The 26,236-nt window shown below is 73.0% G+C and carries 23 protein-coding genes and 1 pseudogene; 15 read left to right on the plus strand and 9 right to left on the minus strand.

All coding sequences use genetic code 11. The features are described 5' to 3' along the window. Positions 1-246 precede the first annotated feature (246 nt). The 3 genes from afsR (at position 247) to AC07DO_RS19660 (ending at position 3,993) form a co-directional block, all read left to right on the plus strand. Complete coding sequence (gene afsR / locus AC07DO_RS19650) at positions 247-3,228, plus strand: SARP-family global regulator AfsR (RefSeq protein WP_479061155.1); 2,982 nt, start codon at positions 247-249, stop codon at positions 3,226-3,228. Positions 3,229-3,433: 205 nt separating this feature from the next. Further along, a complete protein-coding gene (locus AC07DO_RS19655) occupies positions 3,434-3,607 on the plus strand; it encodes a hypothetical protein (RefSeq protein ID WP_479061157.1) in 174 nt (57 codons plus the stop codon). A 182-nt stretch (positions 3,608-3,789) separates the two neighbouring features. Next, positions 3,790-3,993, plus strand: coding sequence for a hypothetical protein (locus AC07DO_RS19660; RefSeq protein WP_479061159.1), 204 nt, complete (start codon positions 3,790-3,792; stop codon positions 3,991-3,993). A 659-nt stretch (positions 3,994-4,652) separates the two neighbouring features. On the opposite strand, the gene AC07DO_RS19665 is transcribed toward AC07DO_RS19660, so the two are convergent. Beyond that, the gene (locus AC07DO_RS19665; RefSeq protein WP_479061161.1) at positions 4,653-4,784 is read right to left on the minus strand and encodes a hypothetical protein; all 132 of its coding nucleotides are present in this window, start codon (positions 4,782-4,784) and stop codon (positions 4,653-4,655) included. Positions 4,785-4,799: 15 nt separating this feature from the next. On the opposite strand from AC07DO_RS19665, the gene AC07DO_RS19670 reads away from it, so the two are divergent. Next, positions 4,800-5,417, plus strand: coding sequence for a hypothetical protein (locus AC07DO_RS19670; protein ID WP_479061163.1), 618 nt, complete (start codon positions 4,800-4,802; stop codon positions 5,415-5,417). A gap of 73 nt (positions 5,418-5,490) precedes the next feature. Further along, positions 5,491-5,883 carry a VOC family protein gene (locus AC07DO_RS19675; RefSeq protein WP_479061165.1) on the plus strand — a complete coding sequence of 131 codons (393 nt, stop codon included), beginning with the start codon at positions 5,491-5,493 and terminating at the stop codon, positions 5,881-5,883. On the opposite strand, the gene AC07DO_RS19680 is transcribed toward AC07DO_RS19675, so the two are convergent. Continuing rightward, on the minus strand, positions 5,873-7,480 hold the full coding sequence (locus AC07DO_RS19680; RefSeq protein ID WP_479061167.1) for a FadD3 family acyl-CoA ligase: 1,608 nt from the start codon (positions 7,478-7,480) through the stop codon (positions 5,873-5,875). The two genes, AC07DO_RS19675 and AC07DO_RS19680, sit on opposite strands and share 11 nt — an antisense overlap. A 102-nt stretch (positions 7,481-7,582) precedes the next feature. Here AC07DO_RS19680 and AC07DO_RS19685 point away from each other — a divergent pair, with 102 nt between their 5' ends. From AC07DO_RS19685 to AC07DO_RS19695, 3 genes are all read left to right on the plus strand, one after another. Further along, positions 7,583-8,734, plus strand: coding sequence for a lipid-transfer protein (locus AC07DO_RS19685; protein ID WP_479061169.1), 1,152 nt, complete (start codon positions 7,583-7,585; stop codon positions 8,732-8,734). A gap of 70 nt (positions 8,735-8,804) precedes the next feature. Next, a complete protein-coding gene (locus tag AC07DO_RS19690) occupies positions 8,805-9,260 on the plus strand; it encodes a Zn-ribbon domain-containing OB-fold protein (RefSeq protein ID WP_479061171.1) in 456 nt (151 codons plus the stop codon). Next, a complete protein-coding gene (locus tag AC07DO_RS19695; protein WP_479061173.1) occupies positions 9,257-10,045 on the plus strand; it encodes an enoyl-CoA hydratase/isomerase family protein in 789 nt (262 codons plus the stop codon). The genes AC07DO_RS19690 and AC07DO_RS19695 overlap by 4 nt, the downstream gene beginning before the upstream one ends. 77 nt (positions 10,046-10,122) lie before the next feature. Here AC07DO_RS19695 and afsK read toward each other — a convergent pair whose 3' ends face one another. Both afsK and AC07DO_RS19705 read right to left on the minus strand, forming a co-directional pair. Then, entirely contained in the window at positions 10,123-12,516 is a 2,394-nt protein-coding gene (afsK, locus tag AC07DO_RS19700) for a protein serine/threonine kinase AfsK (RefSeq protein ID WP_479061175.1), read from the minus strand. Positions 12,517-12,698: 182 nt separating this feature from the next. Further along, positions 12,699-13,526 carry a VOC family protein gene (locus AC07DO_RS19705; protein WP_479061177.1) on the minus strand — a complete coding sequence of 276 codons (828 nt, stop codon included), beginning with the start codon at positions 13,524-13,526 and terminating at the stop codon, positions 12,699-12,701. Between the two features lie 179 nt (positions 13,527-13,705). Here AC07DO_RS19705 and AC07DO_RS19710 point away from each other — a divergent pair, with 179 nt between their 5' ends. Further along, positions 13,706-14,353: a TetR/AcrR family transcriptional regulator gene (locus AC07DO_RS19710; RefSeq protein WP_479061179.1), complete on the plus strand. Its 648-nt coding sequence runs from the start codon at positions 13,706-13,708 to the stop codon at positions 14,351-14,353. Between the two features lie 79 nt (positions 14,354-14,432). Here AC07DO_RS19710 and AC07DO_RS19715 read toward each other — a convergent pair whose 3' ends face one another. Together AC07DO_RS19715 and AC07DO_RS19720 are read right to left on the minus strand one after the other, a co-directional pair. Further along, positions 14,433-14,912, minus strand: a complete 480-nt coding sequence (locus tag AC07DO_RS19715; RefSeq protein WP_479061181.1) for a nitroreductase/quinone reductase family protein — start codon at positions 14,910-14,912, stop codon at positions 14,433-14,435. Next, a complete protein-coding gene (locus AC07DO_RS19720; RefSeq protein WP_479061183.1) occupies positions 14,912-16,225 on the minus strand; it encodes an acyl-CoA dehydrogenase family protein in 1,314 nt (437 codons plus the stop codon). The genes AC07DO_RS19715 and AC07DO_RS19720 overlap by 1 nt, the downstream gene beginning before the upstream one ends. Positions 16,226-16,363: 138 nt before the next feature. On the opposite strand from AC07DO_RS19720, the gene AC07DO_RS19725 reads away from it, so the two are divergent. After that, a complete protein-coding gene (locus AC07DO_RS19725) occupies positions 16,364-17,566 on the plus strand; it encodes a thiolase C-terminal domain-containing protein (protein ID WP_479061185.1) in 1,203 nt (400 codons plus the stop codon). 66 nt (positions 17,567-17,632) lie between these two features. Further along, entirely contained in the window at positions 17,633-18,328 is a 696-nt protein-coding gene (locus tag AC07DO_RS19730) for a pyridoxine/pyridoxamine 5'-phosphate oxidase (protein WP_479061187.1), read from the plus strand. Here AC07DO_RS19730 and AC07DO_RS19735 read toward each other — a convergent pair. After that, positions 18,306-18,566, minus strand: a pseudogene (locus tag AC07DO_RS19735) (GNAT family N-acetyltransferase); the annotation flags it as partial. The gene AC07DO_RS19730 and the pseudogene AC07DO_RS19735 overlap by 23 nt on opposite strands. A 24-nt stretch (positions 18,567-18,590) precedes the next feature. After that, positions 18,591-19,046, minus strand: a complete 456-nt coding sequence (locus AC07DO_RS19740) for a Zn-ribbon domain-containing OB-fold protein (RefSeq protein WP_479061189.1) — start codon at positions 19,044-19,046, stop codon at positions 18,591-18,593. 251 nt (positions 19,047-19,297) lie between these two features. Here AC07DO_RS19740 and AC07DO_RS19745 point away from each other — a divergent pair, with 251 nt between their 5' ends. The 4 genes from AC07DO_RS19745 (at position 19,298) to AC07DO_RS19760 (ending at position 24,888) form a co-directional block, all read left to right on the plus strand. Next, on the plus strand, positions 19,298-20,455 hold the full coding sequence (locus AC07DO_RS19745) for a flavin-containing monooxygenase (RefSeq protein WP_479061191.1): 1,158 nt from the start codon (positions 19,298-19,300) through the stop codon (positions 20,453-20,455). Positions 20,456-20,751: 296 nt separating this feature from the next. Continuing rightward, positions 20,752-22,977 carry an acetate--CoA ligase family protein gene (locus AC07DO_RS19750; RefSeq protein WP_479061193.1) on the plus strand — a complete coding sequence of 742 codons (2,226 nt, stop codon included), beginning with the start codon at positions 20,752-20,754 and terminating at the stop codon, positions 22,975-22,977. A 364-nt stretch (positions 22,978-23,341) separates the two neighbouring features. Beyond that, a complete protein-coding gene (locus tag AC07DO_RS19755; RefSeq protein ID WP_479061611.1) occupies positions 23,342-24,130 on the plus strand; it encodes an enoyl-CoA hydratase/isomerase family protein in 789 nt (262 codons plus the stop codon). A 143-nt stretch (positions 24,131-24,273) separates the two neighbouring features. Continuing rightward, positions 24,274-24,888, plus strand: a complete 615-nt coding sequence (locus AC07DO_RS19760; RefSeq protein WP_479061195.1) for a flavin reductase family protein — start codon at positions 24,274-24,276, stop codon at positions 24,886-24,888. Here AC07DO_RS19760 and AC07DO_RS19765 read toward each other — a convergent pair. Then, positions 24,878-26,215: an MFS transporter gene (locus AC07DO_RS19765; RefSeq protein ID WP_479061197.1), complete on the minus strand. Its 1,338-nt coding sequence runs from the start codon at positions 26,213-26,215 to the stop codon at positions 24,878-24,880. The genes AC07DO_RS19760 and AC07DO_RS19765 overlap by 11 nt on opposite strands. Positions 26,216-26,236 lie beyond the last annotated feature (21 nt).

Consider the following 26,236-nt stretch of genomic DNA (forward strand, 5'->3'; position numbering starts at 1 on the left):
GCCGATCTGACGACCCGTCAGCTCCCCGGACGCGGACGGCTGCGACGGCGACGCGATCCGAAACGTCGTGCGAGGACCCTGTGAGAGCCGTCTCCCACGGCTGACGCATCCGCCATGAACAAGGCAAACTGGCGGGGAGCAAGAACCACGCACAAAGGAAAGGGCCGCACGGCGGCTTACGCACCACCGCGGGCGGGCAGGTCCGCGACCGGCAGGATTGGGAACAGCAGGGCGGCAGGGGGAGCGATGGTCGATGTACCGCGAGTACCGGAGCAGCGGCGTCCGGCCTCGGGGAACACCCCCGAGGAGCGGACCGAGGGGCATCCCCCCGAGGTACCGGCGTCGCGCTTCAGCGTGCTCGGACCGGTGCGCGCGTGGCACGGCCCGGACCAGCTCAACACCGGCTCGCCCCAGCAGAGGGCGCTGCTCGCGGCCCTGCTGCTGCGGGACGGCCGCACGGCCACGGCCTCGGAGCTGATCGACGCCCTCTGGGGCGAGGAGCCGCCGTCGCAGGCACTGGCAGCGGTACGTACGTACGCGTCCCGGCTCCGCAAGGTGCTGCCTCCCGGCGTCCTCGTCAGCGAGTCCGGGGGGTACGCGGTCCAGGTCGCGGACGGCGCGCTCGACCTCGCCGTGGCGGAGGACCTCTGGTCGGCGGCGGAGAAGGCCCGCGGCGCGGGCGACCTCTGCCAGGCGCGGGCACTGGTGAACAAGGCCCTCGGCCTCTGGGACGGCGAGCCCCTGGCCAACGTCCCGGGTCCGTACGCCGACACCCAGCGCACCCGCCTCGACGAATGGCGCCTCCAGCTCGTCGAGACCCGCCTGGACATGGACCTGGAACAGGGCTGCCACGCGGAGGCGGTGTCGGAGCTGACCGCACTGACCGCGGCGCACCCGTTGCGGGAACGGCTGCGCGAGCTGCTGATGCTTGCGCTGTACCGCAGCGGACGCCAGGCGGAGGCCCTCGCGGTCTACGCGGACACCCGCCGCCTGCTCGCCGACGAGCTCGGCGTCGACCCGAGGCCCGGCCTCAAGGAGCTCCAGCAGCGCATCCTCCAGGCCGACCCCGGCCTCGCGGAGCCGTCCGCGCCCGCCCAGGAACCGGCGACGACGGTGGTGCGCCCCGCCCAGCTCCCCGCGACGGTCCCCGACTTCACGGGCCGCGCGTCCTTCGTCAACGAACTCAGCGACATCCTGTCGACCGCCGAGGGCCGCGTGATGGCGGTCTCGGCGCTCGCGGGCATCGGGGGCGTCGGCAAGACGACCCTCGCCGTGCACGTCGCCCACGTGGCGCGCGCCCACTTCCCCGACGGCCAGCTGTACGTGGACCTCCAGGGGGCGGGTGCGCGGGTCGCCGAGCCGGAGGCGGTCCTCGGCGCCTTCCTGCGCGCCCTCGGCACCGCCGACTCGGCGATCCCGGACTCCCTGGAGGAGCGGGCCGCCCTGTACCGGTCGACCCTGGACGGCCGCCGGGTCCTCGTCCTCCTCGACAACGCGCGCGACGCGGCGCAGGTCCGCCCGCTGCTTCCCGGCATGGAGGGCTGCGCGGCGCTGGTCACGAGCCGCGTCCGCATGGTCGACCTGGCGGGCGCGCACCTGGTGGACCTGGACGTGATGTCCCCCGAGGAGGCGCTGCTCCTCTTCACCCGCATCGTCGGCGAGGAGCGGGTCACCGCGGAGCGGGAGGCCGCGCTCGACGTGGTGGCGGCGTGCGGTTTCCTGCCGCTCGCCATCCGTATCGCGGCGTCCCGGCTCGCGGCGCGCCGCACCTGGACGGTCTCCACACTCGCGGCGAAGCTGGCGGACGAGCGGCGCCGGCTCGACGAGCTCCAGGCGGGCGACCTCGCGGTGAAGGCGACGTTCGAGCTCGGCTACGGCCAGCTGGAGCCGGCCCAGGCCCGCGCGTTCCGCCTCCTCGGCCTCGCGGACGGCCCCGACCTGTCCCTCGCGGCGGCCGCTGCGGTCCTCGACCTCCCGCTGGACGAGACGGAGGACGTCCTGGAGTCCCTCGTCGACACGTCCCTGGTGGAATCCGCGGCACCGGGCCGCTACCGCTACCACGATCTCGTACGCCTCTACGCGCGTGCCTGCGCCGAACGCGACGAACAGCCCCCCGGCGAACGCGACGCGGCGATGTCCCGCCTCCTCGACTTCTACCTGGCGTCCGCGGCCCGGGTCTACGCGATCGAACGCCCCGGCGACCGCACGGTGGACCACCTGGAGCCCACGGAACACGCGGGCCAGGACTTCACCGACGACACGAAGGCCCTGGACTGGCTGCACTCCGAGGCGGCGTGCATCCTGGCGTGCGTGCAGCAGTCCCTGGGAGCGGGGATGCTGCGGCGGGCGGTCGACCTGCTGCTCGCTTCCAAGGACCTGGCGGAGTCCGGTGCGAGTTCGCTCCGCTACGAGCTGGCCACGGCGGCGGCGCGGGACGCCGCCGAAGCGGCGGGGGACGCCTACGCCGAGGGCCGGGCGCGCGTCAGCCTCGCCCAGGTCATCATGCGGATCGGCGGCCACTTCGAGGCGGCCGCCGGCGAACTGGCCCGCGCCGCGCACCTGGCCGCCACCTCGAAAGACCCCTGGACCGGCGGGAACGCCCCGAACGAGCAGGGAATCGCGGCCGCCTGCATGAAGCAGTACGACGCCAGCGAGAGCTACTTCCTCCGGGCGATCGAGGCCTTCCGTGCCGACGACAACCGCCCGGGTGAGGCGAGCGCGCTGTGCAACCTTTCCCGCGTGCTCGTCTCCGTCGGACGTACGGCCAAGGCGATCGAGATCGCGGAACAGGGCGTGGAGATCTACGACGACCTGGGGCTCACCCTCCGCCTGGCCAACGCGAAGTACGCCCTGGGCATCAGCCTCGGCCACGCGGGCCGCCACGCCGACGCACTCGACCAGCTGACGGACGCCCTGCGGATGTTCGTGGAGAACCGCCAGCGGCTCTGGGAGGGGACTTCCCACTACCGCATCGCCCAGGTGCACCTGGGGGCACGTCGTCCCGCACTGGCCGCGAAGCACGCGGAGCAGGCGCTGGCGACCGGCTGCATCGGTGGCGACTGGATGCGCGCCAACGTCCTGACGCTCCTGGGCACGTCCCTCGACAGCCTCGCGCAGCTCGACCGCGCACGGGCCTGCTGGCAGGAGGCGCTGACCATCCACGAAGGCGCCGGCGCCGTGGAGGCCGACGAGGTACGGGCGCTCCTCAACCCCGTCGCGGCCGCCTGACGGGCGCCCCCACGGCGTTCATCGAACGTTTATGGCGGGCTGCCACTCTCTACGCATCGATCCGTCGCGTCGGGGGGCAGACGGGTCGCATGGGGCCTCACAGATAGGGTGAGCGGCCCAAGAACGCCCGTTCGGCGACCCTCGGGGGAGTTGCCGAGCGGGCGTTCTGCCCCAGAGACCCGTCAACTTCAGGGGAGTTGCCACCATGAGCGAAGCCAAGAAGGACCTCACCATCCAGAAGGACGGCCACATGCCCGCCCCGCCCAAGGACGGCACGGCCACCACGCAGGGTGACGGCCACATGCCCACCCCGCCGAAGGATGGCATCACCGTTCTGCACGACGGCCACATGCCCGCTCCGCCGGCCGAGGACGTCTAGGACTTTCATCCCGACGGGGGTCGGCCGCGGCGGCGCGGAGGGGGAGCCGCCGCGGCCGACGTATGTCCGGGGGCCGGTTCAGGCCATTCAAGGGCGCGAACCACACCTGCGACTCGAACAGCAGTGCCATGCGCCGTTAGCGTCCGTGACATCCGAAAGTTGTACCTTTCAAGGGAGTTGGAATGACCCGCACCAAAAAGGCCCTCGTCACCCTCGCCGTAGCGGCCGCCGCCGCAGGTGCCGCCGCGGGCCCCGCGCTCGCCGACAGCCACCTGCCGGTCGCGCCGCGGAGCGACAGTCACATTCCGGCCTCCCCGCAGGGCGAGGGCCACATGCCGACCACTCCGCTGGGCGAGGGGCACATGCCGGCCCCGCCGCAGAGCTGACGTCTGCGCGGCGCGCGGGGCGGCCGCCGCCGAGGCGCGGGGCGCCGATGTCGGCGGCGGCCGGGTGTGTGCGCGCCGGCGTCGCGGCTCCCCTCCACGTACCGGTGCGCACACGCGCCCTCACGGCACCGGGGCACGCGGGAGTGAGCCCCGTTTGGACGGGCCGGTAGGGCGTGGGCCGGGGCTGTGCGAGGTCGACGGTACGGCCCCGGCCGCGGGTCGCTGGGACGACCCTGATGGTCCGGGGTCTGGGGACCGCAGAGCGTTGGAACACTCAGGAGGATCGCCACCGCGGGGTCTCCTCCCTTGTGAGGCTAGGCCCGTTCCGCCCCCGGCGGAAGCCGCGGCGCCGCACCAGGGTTCCTGCGGCAGTACGCGTAGCCGGGACGCCCTTTCGGGACGGGCCCACGGGCCCCGGCCCGTCACCGGCCCCTCCGGCGAACGCCGCACCGCCGCCACGAACCCGTCCCCCATCTCCTCGTCGAGGAGGTCCGGGGACAGATACGGATTGAGGACCTCCAGCGCGTCCCGCGACACGAGTCCCGGGCCGGTCGAGTCCGCGCCCGCCTTCGGCTCGACGGCCTACGTCGGCGTCTGCGACAGCCGGTCCGCATCGCGCGGACACTCGACCGCCGGGACGACCGGAAGGCCCGCCTCCGTCAGTTCGAGGGAAGCCGCTTACCCGCCCTGTCCGCCTTGCCGGTGGGCTGCTGGTCGTAGACGCCGACCGTGCCCGCGCGGAAGGTGACCTTCTTCCTCAGGGGCGCGGCGTCCGGTGTGTGGCCAGTCATGGCACAGTCATGCGCATGGCCACCTCGACGTACACAGCGCTCCGCGGGACGTCCGTACCCGCCCTGTTCCTGTGCGCCGCCACCGTCCTCACCGCCTGCGGCGACGAGCGCCCCGGCACCACCGCGGCTCCGGCTCCGGCTCCGGCTACGGCTACGGCTACGGCTACGGCTACGGAGCCGGCCTCGGAACCGAGTGCCGACGCCACGGCCACCTCCCCCGGCGCCTCCCCCTACGTGGAGCCCGGAGTCGTCGACGGCGCGCCCCACAACAGGGAGAACAACGCCTACCGGCGCCCGGGAGAGATGTCCGCCGCCGGACAGAGGGAGGCGCGGGCCGAGGTCGCCCGCATGAAGCCCGTCCTGAAGCGGCTGTGGAAGGCGGAGAAGTGGGATCCGGACAGCGTGCGGACGGAACTCGTCGACAAGCTGGGGTACAAGGATCGGCTGAAGGTCCAGGAGATGTACTCGACCTACGAGGGCGACGAGGACGTCACGCCCGAGGGGGCGTTGATCGGGCTCGGCGTGGGTGACGACGCCTGCGTCACCGGTTACGTCGGCGAGGCCGGCTTCGGCGCCGACGCCAACGGCCGCTTCCCGGAGACCGGTTGCATGACGCCTCCGACCGGGCACTGAACCCTCCGGGCCCCGCGGTCCGGCGGCGTATTTCCGTGGACAGGGCCGCCCCACGCAGCGAAGAGTGCCGTCCATGACTTCTCTCGTGCGCCACCTCACGTTCGACGCCCACGACGCCTACCGCCAGGGCTCCTTCTGGGCCGAGGTCCTCGGCGGCAGCCTCGCCGACGACGACTTTCCCGGCGATCCGGAGGCCCTGGTGAAGGCCGACGGCGTCGCCCTGCTCTTCGTGACCGTGCCGGACGCCAAGTCCGTCAAGAACCGGCTGCACATCGACCTCCAGCCGCAGGACCGCACCCGCGACGAGGAGGTCGAGCGGCTCCTCGCGCTCGGCGCGCGGCTGCACGAGGACCACCGCAGGCCGGACGGCCTGGGCTGGGTCACTCTCACCGACCTGGAGGGCAACGAGTTCTGTGTCGAGCGCAGTGCCGCCGAGCGGGAGGCGTCGGGCGCCGCTACCGACTAGCCGCGGCCCGCAGCTCCCCCTTGACCACCTTCCCGCTCGCGTTCCTCGGCAGCTCCGCCACGAACTCGACGGCCCTCGGCACCTTGTAGTTCGCCATCTCCCGCCGGGCCCACGCGATCAGGTCGTCCGCCGTGGCCACGGATCCGGGGCGCCGCACCACGTACGCCCTGCCGACCTCGCCGAGCCTCGGGTCGGGCACGCCGATCACCGCGATGTCGGCGACGGCGGGGTGCAGGCCGAGGAGCTGCTCTATCTCGGCGGGGTAGGCGTTGAAGCCGCCGACGATGAACATGTCCTTGATGCGGTCCGTGATGCGGAGGTTGCCCGCCGTGTCGAGGACGCCGACGTCACCCGTCCGCAGCCAGCCGTCGGGCGTCACGCACCGCTCCGTCCCCTCCGGGTCCTCGAAGTAGCCCTGCATGACGTGGTGGCCGCGGACGTGCACCTCGCCGGGGTGGCCGGGGGCGAGCGGCTCGCCGCCGGGGGACACCACCCGTACCTCCGTGTCGGGGATGGCCCGGCCCGACGTCGCCGCGATGACGTCGGCCGGGTCGCCGCGCCGGCACATCGTGACGATGCCGCTCGCCTCCGAAAGGCCGTACGCGGTCAGGACCGTGGCGATGCGCAGCTCCGCCCGCAGCCGCTCCACCAGCTGCAGCGGCACCACGGCGGCACCGGTCACGACGAGGCGCAGCGCGGAGAGGTCGTGCTGGCCGCGGGCGGGGTGGTCGAGGATCGACTGGTGCAGGGTGGGCGGGCCCGGCAGGACCGAGATGCGTTCCGCGGCGACGTTGGCGAGGACCGTGTCCACGTTGAAGACCGGCTGCGGCACCATCGTCGCGCCCCGCGTCAGGCACGCGATGATCCCGGCCTTGTAGCCGAAGGTGTGGAAGAACGGGTTGACGATGAGGTAGCGGTCGCCCTCGCGCAGCCCGGCCAGGTCGCTCCATATGTCGTAGCAGCGCAGGGTCTGGGCGTGGGTGATGACGGCACCCTTGGGGCGGCCGGTCGTGCCCGAGGTGAAGATGATGTCCGAGGGCGCGGAGCCTTCGACGGAGGCCGCGCGCGTGCGGACCGCGTCCGCCGAGACGCTGTCGCCGCTCGCCAGGAAGTCCTTCCAGGTACGGAAGTCCTGCGGCGCGTCGTCGGCGAGGACGACGACCTGGTCCAGGTGGGGCAGGCCCGGCAGCGGTCCGTCGCCCGGCCCTTCGGCGGTGGCGCGGCGCAGCGAGGCGACGTAGGAGGTGCCGAGGAACGTGCCCGTGACGAAGAGGACCTTGGCGCGGCTGCGGACCAGGACGTACGCCGCCTCGGTGCCCTTGAAGCGGGTGTTGAGGGGGACGAGGACCGCGCCGGCGCTGACGGCGCCGAGCGCGGAGACGATCCAGTCGAGGGTGTTCGGCGCCCAGACGGCGACGCGGTCGCCGGGTTCGACTCCGTTGGCCATGCAGGCGGCCGCGGCGTGCTCCACGCGCTCGCCCAGTTCCGCGTACGAGACGCGGGTGCGGCCCTCGACGACCGCCTCCCGTGCGCCGTACCGCTCGGCGGCCGCTCGTACGAGTCCCGGGATGCTGCCCCACTCCAGGTCGCCGCGCATCGCATGCTCCTCCTGCTAGCTGACTATCCGTCAGATTAGCTGTAGCCTGACGCGCTGTCAGCAGTGGTGACACGCTCGCGACCGGCGGAGGTGCCGTTGTCCATGGCTTCACTCAAGGACGCCACAGCGATAGTCGGGATCGGCCAGACACCGTTTGCCAAGCAACTCCTGGCCAGTGAGAAGGAGTTGGCGTGCCGGGCGATCGTCGCCGCGCTCGACGACGCCGGCATCGCGCCGTCCGAGGTCGACGCCTTCGCCTCGTACACGATGGAGGAGACGGACGAGGTCGAGGTCGCCAAGGCCGTCGGGGCGGGCGACGTCACCTTCTTCAGCAAGGTCGGCTACGGCGGCGGCGGTTCCTGCGCCACGGTCGGGCACCTCGCGTCCGCCATCGCCACCGGGCAGGCGAACGTCGGCATCGCCTGGCGCTCCCGCAAACGCGGCAGCGGCCCGCGCCCCTGGAAGAACACCACGGTCCAACTCCCCACGCCCGCCCAGTGGACGCGCCCCTTCGGCCTGCTCCGCCCCGCCGACGAGATCGCGATGCTCGCCCGCCGCCACATGCACGAGTACGGCACGACCCGCGACCACCTCTTCAACGTCGCCCTCGCCTGCCGCAACCGCGCCAACCAGAACCCCGCCGCGATGATGTACGAACGTCCGCTGACCCGCGACATGTATATGACGTCGCGCTGGATCAGCGAACCGCTCTGCCTCTTCGACAACTGCCTGGAGACGGACGGCGCGCTGGCCTGCGTGATCGTGTCCGCGGAGCGGGCGCGCGACTGCCGGCGGAAGCCGGTGTACGTCCACTCCGTCGCACAGGGCCTGCCCGCCCAGCACCACGGCATGGTCAACTACTGGACCGACGACCCGCTCTCGGGCCCGGCCTGGACCGCCGCCCGACACCTCTGGAAACAGGCGGACTTCGGCCCGCAGGACGTGGACGTCGCCCAGATCTACGACGCGTTCACCCCGCTCATCCCCCTCTCCCTGGAGGGGTACGGCTTCTGCGACCGCGGCGAGGGCGGCGCGTTCACCGAGGGCGGCGCCCTGGAGAGCGGCGGCCGCCTCCCCATCAACACGGGCGGCGGCGGCCTCAGCGAGGCGTACGTCCACGGCTTCAACCTCATCAACGAAGGCGTCAAGCAACTCCGCGGCACGAGCACGGCCCAGGTCCCGGACGCGGAGACGTGCTTGGTCACGGCGGGAGAGGGCGTCCCCACCTCAGCGCTGCTCCTGAGGGCCCCGTAGGGGGCCTTTCAGGGGCGCGGGGAACTGCGCGACCGGCCACGACGGACCCGCACCCGGGAGAGAAGAGACCATGGCAGACGCGACGGCAAAGACGGACCCCCTCCTGACGCCCACGCAGGACGAAGACGGCGCCCCCTTCTGGACCTACGCCGCCCGAGGCGAGCTCCGCATACAGACCTGCACCGCCTGCGGCGAGCTGAGGTTCCCGCCCAGACCCTGCTGCCCCCACTGCCAGTCCTTCGACAGCAATTGGCGTCGCATGAGCGGACGCGGCCGCATCTGGTCGTACGTCTTCCCGCACCCCCCGCTCCTCCCCGCCTACGCCGAACAGGCCCCCTACAACGCGATCATCGTCGAGCTCGCCGACGCCCCGCGGATCCGCCTCGTCGGCAACCTCGTCGCGGCACCGGACGCCCCTCTGAACTCGGTCGCCCCTGAACGGCTCCGCATCGGCGCGAAGGTGCAGGTCGTCTTCGCCGACGTCGGCGGGACCGTGGTCCCGCGCTGGATCCTGGAGCGCCCGTGACCTCCGCGGCCGGGTCCCTGCGCACGGCGGTCGACGAGGACACGGGCGTGGCGGTCCTGACCCTGGACCGCCCGGAGCGCCACAACGCGATCGACGTGGAAACGGCGGACGGACTGGCCGCGGCCTGGCGCCGCTTCCGGTTCGACGACTCGGTACGGGCCGTCGTCGTGACCGGCGCGGGCGAGAAGGCGTTCTGCACCGGCATCGACCGGGACACGGACGTCCCGCAGCCCGCCTCCCCGTACACGATCGACGATCCGCTCCTCGCGATCGGCCCGAAGGCCAACGATCTGTGGAAGCCGGTGATCGCCGCGGTCAACGGCATGGCGTGCGGCGGCGCCTTCTACCTCGTCGGGGAGTGCGAGTTCGTCGTGGCGGACGAGCACGCCACGTTCTTCGACCCGCACACCACGTACGGGATGGTCAGCGCGTACGAGACGATCCACATGGCGCAGCGCATGCCGTTCGGCGAGGTCGCGAGGATGGCGCTGATGGGCACGGCCGAGCGGGTCTCCGCCCGGCGCGCGTACGAGACGGGCCTGGTCTCCGAGCTGACGCCGTCCGGCGGGGCGGTCCCGGCGGCCGTCCGTGCCGCGGAGACCATCGCTGCGTACCCCACGGAGGCGGTGCAGGGCACCGTTCGGGCCCTCTGGTCGGCGAAGGAGGCGGCCCGCGCGCAGGCCCTCGCGCACGCGCCCCACCTGATCGCCCTGGGCAACCTCCCGCCGGACCGGCAGGCGGAGCTGTTCACACACCGCAGGAGCGGCGACTTCCGTACGCGGTGAGGACGGGGCGTGGTGAGGACGGGGCGTGGGTGAGGACGGGGCGTGGGTGAGGACGGGGCGCGAGGGCCCACGGGGCGCTACGGCCTCGGCGACGTCCCCGTCCCCCGCTCCGCGTCCAGCGCGTACACGCAGCGGTCCTTGCTGCACGCGTACACCACGCCGTCCCGCACCACGGGTGCCCCCGTGATCTCGCCGCCCGTGGCGAGCTTCCAGCGGAGGCGGCCGTCGTCCGCCTTCAGGGTGTACAGGAGGTGGTCCGTGGAGCCGAAGTGGATGCGCCGGTCGGCGACGACGGGCGTGCCGACGACCTCGCCGCCCGCCTGGAACCGCCACTTCGGCGTGCCCGTGACCGCGTCGAGGGTGTAGAGACCCTTGCCGCTGCCCACGTGGACGTGGCCGTCGGCGACGAGGACCGGCTCGATGGAGGAGCGGGACTCCGTGGCGATGCGCCAGCGGTCGCGGCCGTCCGTCGCGTCGAGGGCGTACACCGTGCCGAGGTAGTCGGCGAGGTACACACCGCCGCCCGTCACGGCGGGCCCGGGGGCGAAGGCGGGCGGGCAGAGGAAGGCGGCGGGCGCCTCGAAGTGCCAGCGGACGTGGCCCCCGGCGACGTCGATCGCGAGGACACGGCTGCCCGCGGCCACGTACACGTACCCGTCCTGCGCCTGGGTGAGCCGCACCGGCACACCGCCGCAGGAGGCCGCGTCGCCCACGGGGTACGACCAGCGTTCCTCGCCGGTGCGTGCCTCCAGGGCCCGCAGCCTTGCGTCCTTCCAGACGTACACCGTGCCGTCGCAGACGCGGGGCCCGGCCTCCGGCGTCTCGAAGTCGGTCTGCGCGCCGGTGATCTCCCAGAGCTTCTCGCCGTTGACGGCCTCCCAGGCCTGCACGCCGCCGCCCCGGGTGCCCGTGACGACGGTGCCGCGGTCGGCCTGGAGGGAGTACACCCAGGCGTCGGTCGGCAGCCGCCACAGGTCGGAGCCGTCGGCGCCGTCCAGGGCGTAGAGCGTGGGTCCGTCGGACGCGTGGATGCGGCCGTCGGCCACCGCCATGGACCAGGCGACGTCGCGCGTCTTGAAGCTGCGGCGGCCGGTGCCGACGTCCAGGGCGTGGACCTCGAACGACGTGACGTAGACCAGATTGCCCGCGACGGCGGGGGTGCCCCAGACGTCGTTGGACATGCGGAACCGCCAGGGCCGCCAGGCGGCTCCCGCGTCGGGGGCCGGGGCGGGCGCGGGCACCGCGGCGGCGGCCGGGTCGGCGCCGTTGCCCGCGACGCGCTGGGCGGACGAGCGGGACCAGGAGCCGGCGAGCCCGGGGGCGGCGGGCGCGGCGGAGGAGCGCGCGCCGGCCACTCGCGGCCCGGGGCCGATCGGCACCTTCGCCCCGGCGAGCCGTACCGGACCCGCGTCGGGCGTGACCGCGAAGGGGTGGGACGGCTGGCGCGGAGGCTGCGGCGGGGGCGGCGGCGCGGTGGCGGGCACGGCGGACACCTGAGCAGCGGCGGGGGCGGCGCCCCGGCCGCCTGCGCTGCGGCCCGCACCGGCGGGGACGCGGGCCGGCGGGCGGCCGCCCCTGCGGGCCTCGATGAGCGCGACGGCCCGCTCGGGCAGCCAGGCGGACGCCGTGCCGCTGTCGTCGTTGTCGCCGCTCTCGGAGGCGAAGAGGTGCGGTGCCAGCTGGGACTGGAGGTCGCCGGGGGTGGGGCGGCGCGTGGCCTCCATCTGCATGCAGGACTCGATGAGGGGGCGCAGCTCGGCGGGCAGCCCTTCGAGGTCGGGGCCCTCCCTGAGCAGCATGAAGACGGTCTCGACGGGGTTGGCGCCGTGGAACGGAGCGTGCCCGGTGGCGGCGAAGACGAGGGTGGAGCCGAGCGAGAAGACGTCGCTCGCGCCGGTGACGCTGCGGGAGTCCTTCGCCTGCTCGGGCGACATGTACGCCGGCGTGCCCACGGCGACGTTCGTCATGGTCAGCCGGGTGTTGGAGACGCCGGACGCGATGCCGAAGTCGATCACGCGCGGCCCGTCCTCGACGACGAGGACGTTGGACGGCTTGAGGTCACGGTGGACCAGGCCCGCGCCGTGGATGGACTCCAGGGCCTCGGCCACACCCGCCGCCAGCCAGCGCACCGCCTGGGTGGGCAGCGGCCCGTGTTCATTCACTATTTCTTCGAGGGAGGGCGCGGGAACGTACGCCGTGGCGAGCCAGGGCACGGCGGCCCGCGGATCGGCGTCCACCACGGCCGCCGTATAGAAACCGGACACGGCACGGGCCGCCTCGACCTCGCGCGTGAAGCGGACACGGAACAGCTGGTCCTCGGCGAGCTCGGTCCGCACCGTCTTGATCGCCACGCGCCGTCCCGACGCCGAGCGCGCGAGATAGACCAGACCCATGCCACCGGCGCCCAGCCTGCCGAGGACCTCGAACGGGCCGATCCGCCTCGGATCGTGCTGCGTCAGCTGATCCACCACTTGCCCTGCCACCTCCCCGTACGCGGCCGCCGAAGAAGACAGCCCCGTGCAGCGTCTCACCACCGAGCCGCTACGGCGGCACGCACCCTGATTCTTCCTGTCCGAGGCGACGGTTGCGAACCCGGGGCGGGATCGGGGTGTCTACGGACAAAACCCCGCCTCCGGGCCCTCGGGGCGGCCGATCAGCCCTGAAGGACCGCGAACGTCGCCCCTTGATTGTCCGTGAACACCGCGATCCGGCCGTACGGGGTGTCGGCCGGCGGGGTCCGCACGCGCCCGCCGAGGCGGGTCACCGTGGCGGCGCTCGCGTCGGCGTCGTCCACGTTGAAGTAGACGAGGAAGTGTGCGGGCATCCGCGCGGGGACGTACCGGTCGGAGACGGGGACGGCCGGGGTGAGCCCGGCCAGCAGGCCGCGTCCGCCGATCGCGGTGTCCGGGCCCGGCTCGGTGCCCGCGGGCGACCAGATCCGGAAGTCCTCGCCGTCGAGGTCCAGGTCGAGGCCGCCGTAGCCGAAGACGTGCTCGTAGAACGGGTCGACCAGGCCCTTGTCCCGGGAGTACACCTCGGTCCAGCAGTACGAACCGGGCTTCCCCTGCTTCCCGAAGCCCTGGTGCGTCCCGGCCTGCCAGAGGCCGAAGACGGCGCCCTCAGGGTCGGCGGCCAACCCCATGGAGCCGAAGGGCCCCACCGGCATGACGTCCGTGATCATCGAGCCGCCCGCGCCCCTGACGCGCTCGGCGAGCGCGGCGGCGTCGGGGCTCGCCAGGTACACCGTCCATACGGTGGGCATGCGGCCGTCGGCCTTGGGGGCGAGCGCGGCGACGGGGAGGCCGTCGCTGTACGCCTGCGTGTAGTGCCCGTACTCCGGTCCGGAACCGGTGTCGAAAGTCCACCCGAAGAGCTCACCGTAGAACCGCTTGCCGCCCTCGACGTCGGGCAGCATGGCGTCGGCCCAGCAGGGCACGCCCTCCGCGTATCCGCCCCCTGCGTTCCGCTCCGCGTAGTCCATGCAAGTCAAGCTAACGGCCCGCCCCGGTCCCCGCAGCACAAGGATTCGAACGCTTGGCTTATTTTCGGGGGGTGTGCGCAAGGGCTCGATCCGACGCCCCATCCGCCCCGCTCACGCGCCTCAACCCCATTTGCACTCGGCCGAATCGCGCTCCGATCACCCCTCGGTAAGCTGACGGCATGACAGGACAGGTACGTACCGTCGACGGCCGCGTGGCCGGTCGGCGCGGTCAGGCGACGCGTCAGAAGCTGCTCGACTGCCTCAGCGAGATGCTCAGCTCCTCGCCCTACCGGGACGTCAAAGTCATCGACGTGGCCCGGAAGGCGGGGACTTCACCAGCCACCTTCTACCAGTACTTCCCGGACGTCGAAGGCGCCGTTCTGGAGATCGCGGAGCAAATGGCCGCGGAGGGCGCCGAGTTGACCCAGCTCCTCGACGGGCGCTCCTGGGTCGGCAAGGCGGGGTGGCAGACCTCCCAGGACCTGGTCGAGGGCTTCCTCGACTTCTGGCGCAAGAACGACGCGATCCTCCGGGTCGTCGACCTGGGCGCCGCCGAGGGCGACAAGCGCTTCTACAAAATCAGGATGAAGATCCTCAACTCGGTCAACAACTCCCTTACGGACACCGTCAAGGAGCTCCAGGCCAAGGGCAAGGTCGACAAGGACATCAGCCCCACGGCGATGGCCGGCTCCATCGTCGCGATGCTCGCGGCGGTCGCCTCCCACCAGCGGGGCTTCCAGACGTGGGGCGTGAAGCAGGCCGAACTGAAGCCCAATCTGGCGATGTTGGTACATCTGGGCGTAACGGGTAAGAAGCCGACAAAGTAGCCGCTCGCCCTCTTGCCCGGTCCTGTCAGCCCGACGGCGGATCACTTCGGTGATCCGCCGTTGTGGTCGGGACGGACCTTCACCGCCTGCGTTCCAGGCGGAACAGCCGTATCTCCCGCTCCACACGCGCCTGGTACGCGGCGTACGGCGGCCAGAACCTCAGCGCCGCCTCCCAGACCTCGGCCCGCTCCTCCCCCGCCAGAAGCCTCGCCCGCACCGGGATGTCGGTGCCCCGCCAGTTCACCTCGGCGTCGGGCCCCGCGATCAGGTTGGCGGTCCACGCGGGATGCCCCGGCCGCCCGAAGTTCGACCCGACGAGCACCCAGCTCCGCCCACCCTCCTCCGGCATGCAGGCCAGCGGCGTCCGCCTCGGCACCCCGCTCTTCGCGCCGCGCACGGTCAGGATGACGCCGGGCAGCATCCGCGCGCTGGGCAGCACCTTGCCGCGGGTCAGCCGGTGCACGGCCCGGTCCACGGCGGGCACGAAGTGCGGCGCGACCTTGGCGAAGGCGCGGGTGGACGACACCTTCTGCACGAGCCGCAGCCCGGCCCCCGCCATCAGACGGCCCTCCCGAGGCCGCCGCGCTCGCCCGCGACACCCTCACTCACACCTTCGCCCTCGCTCGCCCTCTCGCCCTCACTCCCACTCCCACTCTCGCTCTCCGGCCCGACGGCCGCCTTCTCGAACAGCCCGGCCCGCTCCGCCGCCCGCGCCCGCAGCCGGTGCACCGGCCCGAAGAGGAGGTCGTCGCCGGAGGCCCGCTTGAAGTACAGATGCGCCTCGTGCTCCCAGGTGAAGCCGATGCCGCCGTGCAGCTGCACCGCTTCGGACGCGGCGGTCCGCAGCGCGTCGAGCCCCTGCGCGAGCGCGAGCCCACCGGCCCGCTCGGCGCCCTGCCCGCCGAACCCGGCGGCCTCGGCGCCCGCGGCCCATGCCGCGTAGTAGGCGGCGGACCGCGCCGCCTGCACCTGGACGTACACGTCCGCGAGCCGGTGCTTGACCGCCTGGAAGGACCCGATCGCGCGACCGAACTGCTCGCGCTGCTTGACGTACTCGACGGTGCGCTCCAGAGCGCGTTCCGCGGCCCCGACGGCCTCGGCGGCGACGACGGTGGCCGCGACGTCCCCCACGGCGGCGAGCGCGGCCGGCACATCGGCGTCGTCGGAACCCAGCAACTCCGCTTCCACGTCCCGCAGTTCGACGCGGGCCTGCGTACGGGTCTCGTCGAGGGAGGTCTGCCGGGCCCGCGCCATGCCGGGCGCCCCCTCCCGTACGAGGAAGAGGAGCGTACGGGACCGGGCGAACCCGCCCGCGTGCGCGGCGACCACGAGCAGCCCCGCGCTGTGCCCGTCGATGACCTGCTCGGCCTGGCCGTACAGCCGCCACGCCCCGTCGGCGGGCCGCGCCTGCACGCCGCCCGCGCGGCCGCCGCCCGCCCAGTCGCCGTGGTTGTCCCCGACGAGCCCGAGGGCCGTGGCGAGCCCGGCGCCGGGTACGGCGAGGGCGGCGGTCAGCTCGCCGGCGGCGATGCGGGGCAGGTGGGCGGCGCGCTGCTCGGCGGTGCCGAGGGCGAGGATCAGCGGGGCGGCGAGCACGGCGGTGGCGAGGAGCGGGGTCGGCGCGAGGGCGCGCCCCAGTTCCTCCACGCCGAGGGCGAGCTCGGCGGCCGTGCAGCCCACGCCGCCGCAGGCCTCGGGCAGGGCGAGGCCGGGCAGCCCGAGCTGTTCGGCGAGGGCGGTCCACAGGGCGGTGTCGTGGCCGTCCGGCGTGCGCACGGCCGCCTTGACCTCGTCGGGCCCGCACCGCTTGGAGATCACTTCGCGAAGGGTGCGGCGGATCTCGCCCTGCTCCGCACTGAAGGCGGCGTCCATCGGCAGGCTCCTCCCCCGGGCACGGTGACCCGGCCCCAGATCTGACGGGCCGTCATGCTAGGGCGGTGGGGGCGATATGCACAGAGAGCGGTGCCGACGGACTCCGCCGGACGCCGCACCTGATGTACCGTCAGATTCATGCCAACTGCCGCGCCCAGCAACACGAACCGTGTCCGCACCGCGCCGCGCAAGGTCGCCGTGGCCGGGGTCGCCCTCTCGGACTGCGGGCGGGTCGACGAGGCGACGCCGTACGCGCTGCACGCCCAGGCGGCCCGGCGCGCGCTCGCCGACTCCGGTCTCGCCCGCGATGTCATCGACGGCGTCGCGTCGGCGGGCCTCGGCACACTGGCACCGGTGGAGGTCGCCGAGTACCTCGGCCTGCGGCCACGCTGGGTGGACTCGACGTCGGTCGGCGGCGCCACCTGGGAGGTCATGGCCGCGCACGCGGTCGACGCGATAGCCGCGGGCCGTGCGAACGCCGTGCTCCTGGTCTACGGCTCCACCGCCCGCGCCGACATCAAGGCGCGGCGCCGCACCTCGAACCTCTCCTTCGGCGCGCGCGGCCCGCTGCAGTTCGAGGCCCCGTACGGGCACTCCCTGATCGCCAAGTACGCGATGGCCGCGCGCCGCCACATGCACGAGTACGGCACGACGCTGGAACAGCTCGCCTCCGTCGCCGTGCAGGCGCGGGCGAACGCGGCCACCAACCCGGACGCGATGTTCCACGCCCCGATCACGGTCGACGACGTCCTGGGCGGCCCGATGATCGCTGACCCCTTCACAAAGCTGCACTGCTGCATTCGGTCCGACGGTGGCGCGGCGGTCCTGCTCGTCGCGGAGGAGTACGTACCGGACTGCGCCGCCGCCCCGGTGTGGGTGCTCGGCGCGGGCGAGCACGTCTCGCACACCACGATGTCCGAGTGGGACGACTTCACGGTCTCCCCGGCGGCGGTCAGCGGCCGCCTCGCCTTCGGACGCGCGGGCGTACGGCCCGCGGACATCGACATCGCGGAGATCTACGACGCCTTCACCTACATGACCCTGGTGACCCTGGAGGACCTCGGCTTCTGCGCGAAGGGCGAGGGCGGCGCCTTTGTGGAGAAGGGCCGCCTGCTCCGGGACGGCGAACTGCCGACCAACACGGACGGCGGCGGCCTCTCCGCACAGCATCCCGGCATGCGGGGCCTCTTCCTGCTGGTGGAGGCGGTACGACAGCTGCGGGGCGACGCGGGCGACGCCCAGGTCAGACGCGCCGACGGCAGCCTCCCGGAGCTGGCGGTGGCGTCGGGCACGGGCGGATGGTTCTGCTCCTCGGGGACGGTGGTACTGGGGCGGGGGTGAGCGCGAGAGCGCGAGAGCGCGAGAGCGCGAGAGCGCGAGGATGAGGGCGCGGGTGAGAATCGGCGTATGACGACAGCCGACTCCCGCCGCCCGGACGCCGCCTCCCCCACCGAGTTCCAGAAGCTGCTGCGGGCCCAGCGGGTCTGGGACGTCGAGTTGCCCTCGTTCGACCCGGCCGCCGCACCCTCCGCGCCGCTTCCCCTCTTCCACGCGTGGTTCGCGTCGGCGGTCGCGGCGGGCCAGGCCGAACCGCACACCCTGCAGCTGGCGACGGTCGCGGAGGACGGCGGTCCCGATGTGCGGACCGTGATGCTGCACGACGCCGACGGTCACGGCTGGCACTTCGCCTCGCACGCGAGCAGCCGCAAGGGGCGTCAGCTCGCGGCCCGCCCCGAGGCCGCCCTGCACTTCTACTGGGCGACGCAGGGACGGCAGGTCCGGGTGCGGGGGCCGGTCACCACGGCGCCGCACGCCGAGAGCATCGCCGACCTGCACGCCCGGTCGACCGGCGCGCTGGCCGCGGCGCTGGTGGGGCGGCAGAGCGACGTCCTCGGGGCGTACGAGGAGCTGGAGACGTCGTCCGCCGCCGCCTGGGAGCGCGCGCGGGCGGAGCCGGACGCGGACTCCCCGACGTGGACGCTGTACGTCCTCGACCCCGTGGAGGTGGAGTTCTTCCAGGGGGACGCCCGACGCCGCCACGTACGGCTGCGGTACCGGAAGGACGACAGCGGCGCCTGGGTCAGGGAGCTGCTGTGGCCGTGACGGGCTCCCCGGCGGCGGCCGCGAAGTCCCACTGGGCGAATTCCCCGGTCGGCCGGTACCCGAGGCGCTGGTAGAGGCGGTTGCTCGTCGGGTTGGCCAGGTCCGTGAAGAGCAGGACCTCCGCCGCCCCCGTGTCGAGCGCGGCGCGGGTGACCGCCGCGGTGGCGGCGCCTCCGTATCCGCGGCCCCGCAGGTCGGCGGGGGTGTAGACGGGGGCGACGCGGAGCTGGCCCGCGAGTGCTCGCTGTGCTCGCTGTTCTCTCTATGCGCATGCACCAGTATCCGCAGGACTGAACAGGGCGACCGCCACCCCCTCCGCCGCTTCCCGGAACGTCACGCGCAGCGGCATCCCGATCCGCAGCGCACCTTCCTCGCAGTCGACGACCTCCGTCATCATGCGCGGCCCCTCGGCGAGGTCGACGACCGCGGCGACATAGGGGACGCGGCCGCCGAACGGCGGGAGGTCGTTGCGGTGCACGACCGACCACGTATAGAGCGTGGCGCTGCCGCTCGCCTCCTCCCAGGAGACGTCCTCGCTCCAGCAGCGCGGGCAGAACTCGCGCGGGTAATGGTGAGCCGCCCCGCACGCCCCGCAGCGGCGAACGAGCAACCGCCCCTCGGCGGCGGCGTCCCAGTAGGGCCGGGTGAAGGCGTCGACCTCGGGAAGATCGAAACGCGGCTCGGAACGCGGCTCGAAACGCGTACTCAGCTTTTCCATGCTCATCCGTTCCGTACTCATGAGCGGGGTCCGATCGCGGGAGGGAAAGAGAACCGGCCAAAGCCGCGCCCGGCGCCCCAGGGCCACCATCGACGCCGTCCTGACGGTACGTCAGTTCAACGCACGGGCCGCCAAGTACGCAAGAGCCGTACGCCGCCCCGCGCACACGTCCGGCACACCCGTGATCAATTCGCAATCGCTTTCGGACTTGACCGTCACCCATCAAGTAATCACGCGGTTACTCTCCAGTCATGGCCGACTCGACCCCTCCGCTTACGCCCGCCCAGAGCCGCCCCGTGTACGTCATCGGCGGCGGGCCCGGCGGTCTCGCCGCCGCGGCGGCGCTGCGCGCACGCGGCGTCCGCGCGGTCGTCCTGGAGAAGGCCGACCACGTCGGCGCCTCCTGGCGCGGCCACTACGACCGCCTCCACCTGCACACGACGCGTCGCCTCTCCGCCCTGCCGGGGCTGTCCATCCCGCGCTCGTTCGGCCGCTGGGTGTCGCGCGACAACCTGGTCCGCTACCTGGAGAAGTACGCCGAGCACCACCAGCTCGACGTCGTCACCGGCGTCGAGGTGACCGGCCTGGAACGCACCGACGACGGCACCGGCTGGCTGCTGCGCGCCACCGGCGGGCGCGAGCTCCTGGGCAGCGCGGTGGTGATCGCCACCGGCTACAACCACACGCCCCACCTCCCGGACTGGCCCGGCCGCGACACCTACACCGGCGAACTCCTGCACGCCGCCGACTACCGCAACGCCCGCCCCTACACCGGCAAGGACGTCCTGGTCGTCGGCGTCGGCAACACCGGCGCCGAGATCGCCGCCGACCTCGCCGAGGGCGGCGCCGCCCGGGTCCGCCTCGCGGTCCGCACCGCCCCGCACATCGTGCGCCGCTCCACGCTGGGCTGGCCCGCCCAGCGCACCGGCATCCTGTGCCGCAGGCTGCCGGTCGCCCTGGTGGACGGGCTCACGCGGCCCATCGCACGGGTCGGCGTGCCCGACCTCACGGCAAAGGGACTGCCCCGCCCCGACACCGGCCTGTACACACGCGCCAAGCAGGGCGCGATCCCGGTGCAGGACGTCGGCCTGATCGACGCGGTGCGCAAGGGGCGGGTCGAGCCGGTCGCGGCCGTCGAGTCGTTCGAGGACGGCAAGGTCGCCCTCGCCGACGGCACGAGGATCGGCCCGGACGCCGTCATCGCGGCGACCGGCTACCGGCGTGCCCTCGAAGGGCTCGTCGGCGACCTCGGCATCCTCGACGCCCGCGGCCGCCCGACCTGCCACGGCCGCCGCACCCCGAAGCACTCCCCCGGCCTGTACTTCACCGGCTTCACCAACCCCCTCAGCGGCATGCTCCGCGAACTGGCCCGCGACGCCGAGAAGATCGCCAAGGCGATAGCGCGATAACCGGCACTCGGCACCCGGTACCCCATAACCGACGCCTCGGCGCCCCCGACGCGCCCCGCCCCCCTCCCGCCCCGTCCCGCCCCGTCCCGGCCCGTCCCCTCCCGGCCGATTCCCTCCTAGGCACCGAGCGGATTCCGCGGTTCCGTGGAGAGCGCGGAGAGGAAGAGCGCGAGGGGGCGCCCACGCCGGCGCCCGCCGCCCAAGCCTTTGCGTGCAGCACCATTCCTGACACAGCGTCAGTTCAGTAATCTGACTATGCGTCAGTTAAGTGCTGTCACACAGGAGCGGGCGGACCGATGCTTGGATCGACTCACGGCACCTTCACCACCGACCCCCGCCGCGCCCATGTTGTGGCCTGCGGCGAACTCCCTCCGAGCGCCGTCCACGGCAGGGCCGCCACGGCGGACGACCTGGACGTCAGCGGTCGGCCGCTGTACGTCGGCGTACCCGACCTCGACCGCTTCTTCCGCCCCGCGTCCGTCGCCGTCGTCGGCGCGTCGGACGCCGAGGGGCGCCCCAACACCGGCATCACACGGCAGCTCATCGCCTGGGCCGAACGCGTCGGCGCGCGCCTGCACCCCGTGCACCCCACCCGTCAGTCGGTCTTCGGCCTCCCCTGCTTCCCGTCCGTCACCGACCTGCCCGAACAGGTGGACCTCGCCGTCCTCCTGGTCGGCGATCCGCTCCCCGTCATCGAGCAGCTCGCCGAGGAGAAGGTACGGTTCGCCGTCGCCTTCGCCTCCGGGTTCGCCGAGACCGGCGAGGAGGGCGCGGCCGCCCAGGAACGGCTCGCGGCCGCCGTCCAGCGCTCCGGCCTCAGGCTGCTCGGACCCAACACCAACCTCAACGCCTTCGAGAAGTTCCGCGAGGACCTCGAAGGACCCGCCATCGCGCTCATCACCCAGTCCGGCCACCAGGGACGCCCCGTCTTCACGATGCAGGAGCTCGGCGTACGCCTCTCGCACTGGGCGCCCACCGGCAACGAAGCCGACCTGGAGACCGCCGACTTCATCTCCTACTTCGCCGAGCGCCCCGAGGTCGGCGCCATCGCCTGCTACGTCGAGGGCCTCAAGGACGGCCGCGCCTTCCTGCTCGCCGCCGACCGGGCGGCCCGCCGCGGGGTTCCCGTCGTCGCCGTGAAGGTCGGCCGCACCGAGACCGGCGCCCGCACGGCCGCCTCACACACCGGCAAGCTGACCGGCGCCGACACGGTGGTGGACGCGGCGATGCGGCAGTTCGGCGTGATCCGCGTCGACGGACTCGACGAGTTGCAGGACACCGCCGCCCTGCTGGCGCGGGCCCGCGCGCCGAAGGCGGACGGCGTCGTCGTGTATTCGATCTCGGGCGGCACGGGCGCGCACTTCTCCGACCTGGCGACCGAGGCGGGTCTCTCCCTGCCCACGCTCTCCGCCGACCGGCAGGCGGAGCTCCACCAGTGGATACCCGAGTACCTGAACGTCGCCAACCCCGTCGACAACGGCGGTCACCCCGTCGGCGACTGGCGCGGCCGGAAGATCATCGACGCGATCCTGGACGACCCGGAGGTGGGGGTGCTGATCTGCCCGATCACAGGACCCTTCCCGCCGATGAGCGACAAGCTCGCGCAGGACCTGGTGGACGCGGCGGAGCAGACGGACAAACTGGTGTGCGTGGTGTGGGGCTCGCCGGTCGGCACCGAGGACGCCTACCGCACGACGCTCCTCGGCTCCTCGCGCGTCGCGACCTTCCGCACCTTCGCCAACTGCATCACGGCGGTGCGCGCCTATCTGGACCACCACCGCTTCACGACCCGCTACCGCTCCCCCTTCGACGAGGCGCCGCGCACGCCCTCCCCGTCCTTCCGCAAGGCCCAGGCCCTGATGCGGCCGGGCCAGCAGCTCAGCGAGCACGCGGCGAAACAGCTGCTGCGCGCGTACGGGATCAGGGTGCCGCGCGAGCAGTTGGTGACCAGCGCGGCGGCGGCCGTCAGGGCGGCCGGGCTGGTCGGCTACCCGGTCGTCATGAAGGCCTCGGGGGCGCAGCTCGCGCACAAGACCGAGCTGGGCCTGGTGAAGATCGGCCTGACCTCGGCGAGCCAGGTGCGGGACGCCTACCGCGAGCTCACGGACATCGCCCGCTACGAAGGCGTCGACCTCGACGGCGTCCTGGTCTGCCAGATGGTCGAGCGGGGCGTCGAGATGGTCGTCGGCGTCACGCACGACCCGCTGTTCGGGCCGACGGTGACGGTGGGGCTCGGCGGCGTACTCGTGGAGGTGCTGCGGGACGTGGCCGTGCGGGTGCCGCCCTTCGGGGAGGACCAGGCGAAGGCGATGCTGTGGGAGCTGCGCGGGCGCGCGCTGCTCGACGGCGTCAGGGGCGCTGCACCCGCCGACGTCGACGCGCTCGTCGAAGTCGTGCTGCGGGTGCAGCGCATGGCGCTGGAACTCGGCGACGACATCGCGGAGTTGGACATCAACCCGCTGATGGTGCTGCCGCGGGGCCAAGGTGCGGTGGCGCTCGACGCACTCGCCGTCTGCCGGTAGCCCGCCCCCGGCGATCCACGCCCGCCCCCGGGACAGCCAGACACGCAACGCCCCGGGCGGGCCCCCCGCACGCCTCCACACCCTGTGCACGACGTGCGCCCTGTGCACCACGTGCGCTACGTGCGCCACATACGCACGTACACGACCCCGCACCCGCAGCATCCGCACGCCCACCCGCCCCCGCACCGCCGCCCACCCAAAACGGAGCCACTCCCCCATGACCGCCCCCCCCGCCCCCGAAAACCAACCGCCCAACCACCCACACGACCCCGCCCCCGCCCCCGACCGCACCTCCGCCCCTGCTCCCGCCCCCGCCCCGGCCTCCGGGGGCGAGCCGCACTCCCCCCTCGTTCCCCTCACCTCATTGATACGGCACACCACTGACAACGCCGTCTCATGGATCACGCTCAACCGCCCCGAGGCCATGAACGCCCTCACCTGGGACCAGCGCGAACGTGTCATCGCGCTGCTCGGCGACGCCTCCGCCGACCCCGACGTACGGGCCGTCGTGATCACCGCGACCGGCAAGGGCTTCTGCGCGGGAGCGGACCTGCGCGGCGCCCCCGCCGCCACGGCCGGGCAGGAGCGCGTACCGGGTGACGTCGCCCGCACCATCAAGCAGGGCGCCCAGCGGCTCGTATCGGCGGTCCTCGACTGCGAGAAGCCGGTGATCGCCGCGGTGAACGGCACCGCGGCGGGCATCGGCGCCCACCTCGCGTTCGCCTGCGATCTCGTGGTCGCCGCCGAACAGGCCCGGTTCATCGAGGTGTTCGTACGCCGCGGGCTCGTACCGGACGGCGGCGGCGCGTATCTGCTGCCGCGGCTCATCGGGCCGCGGCGGGCCAAGGAGCTGATGTTCTTCGGCGACGCGGTGTCGGCCTCCGACGCGGAGAGGATGGGGCTCGTCAACCGTGTCGTACCGGCCGAGGAGCTGGAGAAGACGGCACGGGAGTGGGCGGAACGCCTCGCGGTCGGTCCCACCCGCGCCCTGGCCCTGACGAAGCAGCTGGTCAACGCGTCTCTGGAGGCGGACCGCGCGACGGCCTTCGCCGCCGAGGCCGCGGCGCAGGAGATCAACATGACGACGGCGGACGCGAGGGAAGGCGTGGCGAGCTTCGCCGAACGCCGCACCCCCACGTACCGCGGCCGCTGACCGACGGCGCGGGAGGCGCAAGAAGCGCAAGAGGCGCAGGAGATGCAAGAGATGCAAGAGCGCAGGAGGGGCGCAGACGGTGCCGCAGCGTTCCGGCCACGGGGTTCCCATCTGACGCCCCGTCAGCTTCAATGGGTGGCGTGATGGGACACGCAGGGATGGCGGCCACCGCTGTTCGATACCTCAGGTCGGTCGGGGCCCGCACCACCACGGCACCCGTCGAAGCTCTGCCGCGCCCTCAGTTGCGGGCGGTCGGCGACGACGAGCGGGCGCCGCTCGACAGGAGCGAGTTCCGGCGCGTGCTCGGCAACTTCGCGACGGGCGTCACCGTGATCACGTCCCCGTCCGACGAGGGCGGCGGGCCCGCGGGCTTCGCCTGCCAGTCGTTCGCCTCGCTCTCCCTGGACCCGCCCCTGGTGTCGTTCATGGTGGCGCGTACGTCCACGACGTGGCCGCGCATCGCGCGTGCCGGGGTCTTCTGCGTCAACATCCTGGGCGCCGACCAGGGCGACCTGTGCCGCGGCTTCGCGGTGAGCGGCGCCGACAAGTTCGCCGGGGTGGTGTACGACGCGGCGCCGGTCTCCGGATCGCCGCGCCTCGCCGGGGCGCCCGCCTGGATCGACTGCACGGTCCAGGCCGTGCACACCGGCGGCGACCACCTCATCGTCATCGGCCGCGTGGACGCCCTCGGCGCGACCGAGGACGACGCCGACCCGCTCCTGTTCCACCGGGGCACGTTCGGCCGCTTCACCCGCTGACGGCGGCCCCCACCGGTACCGTCCGGGCCCGCCGGATCACCAGCACCATCAGCGCCGCCGCCGCGCACAGCGCCCCCGAGGCGTACCAGATCACGTCGTACGAGCCGAAGACGTCCCGCGCCACGCCGCCGAGGAACGCGACGAGACCCGCGCCCACCTGGTGCGAGGCGAGCACCCAGCCGAAGACGATCGCGCTGTCGTCGCCGTACTGCTCGCGGCAGAGCGCCAGGGTGGGCGGGACGGTGGCCACCCAGTCCAGGCCGTAGAAGACGATGAAGAAGATCATCGGCGGCCGGACGTCCGGCGCGAGCAGCATCGGCAGGAAGAGCAGCGAGACGCCGCGCAGCGCGTAGTAGACGGCGAGCAGGCGCCGCGAGTCGAAGCGGTCCGTGAACCAGCCGGACGCGACGGTCCCGACGATGTCGAAGATCCCGATGACGGCGAGCAGGGAGGCGGCGGCCCGCACCCCCATGCCGTGGTCGTGCGCGGCGGGCACGAAGTGCGTCTGGATGAGCCCGTTCGTCGAGGCGCCGCAGATCGCGAAGGACCCGGCGAGCAGCCAGAAGGGGCCGGTGCGGACTGCCTTGAGCAGCACGGTGATCGCGCGCCGTGCCGCGCCCGGTACGGGCGGCGGCTTCGGGACGAACTCCTGCGAGCCGTACGGCTTCAGGCCGACGTCCGCGGGGTGGTCCCGCAGCAGCAGCCAGACGAAGGGAACGACCGCGAGGGCCGCGAGGGCCACCGTCACGGCGGCGGGCCGCCACTCGTACGTCTCCACGATCCAGGAGAGCAGCGGCAGGAAGATCAGCTGTCCCGACGCGGAGGCCGCGGTGAGGATGCCGCTGACGAGCCCGCGCCGCTCGGTGAACCACCGGTTGGTGACGGTGGCGGCGAAGGCGAGCGCCATCGAACCCGACCCGAGCCCGACGAGCAGCCCCCAGCACAGCAGCAGCTGCCACACGGAGTCCATCCACACGGTCAGGCCGGCGCCGCAGGCGATCACGACCAGCGCGACCGCGACGACCTTGCGGATGCCGAAGCGGTCCATGAGCGCGGCGGCGAACGGCGCGGTCAGGCCGTACAGCGCGAGATTGACGGAGACCGCGAGGCCCACGGTGCCGCGCGACCAGCCGAAGTCCTCCTTCAGCGGGTCGAAGAGCAGACCGGGCAGCGAACGGAACGCGGCGGCGCCGATGATCGTCACGAACGTGACGGCGGCGACGAACCATGCGCGGTGGATACGGGGCGTACGGCGCCTGGGCGCGCCCGGCGGGGTGGAGCTGCCGTCCCCGGCATCCCGCGCGGACGTTTCGGTTGTCTGGGTCACGTCATTAAGGATCGAAAATCG

The sequence above is a fragment of the Streptomyces sp. NPDC045678 genome, from assembly GCF_056432085.1.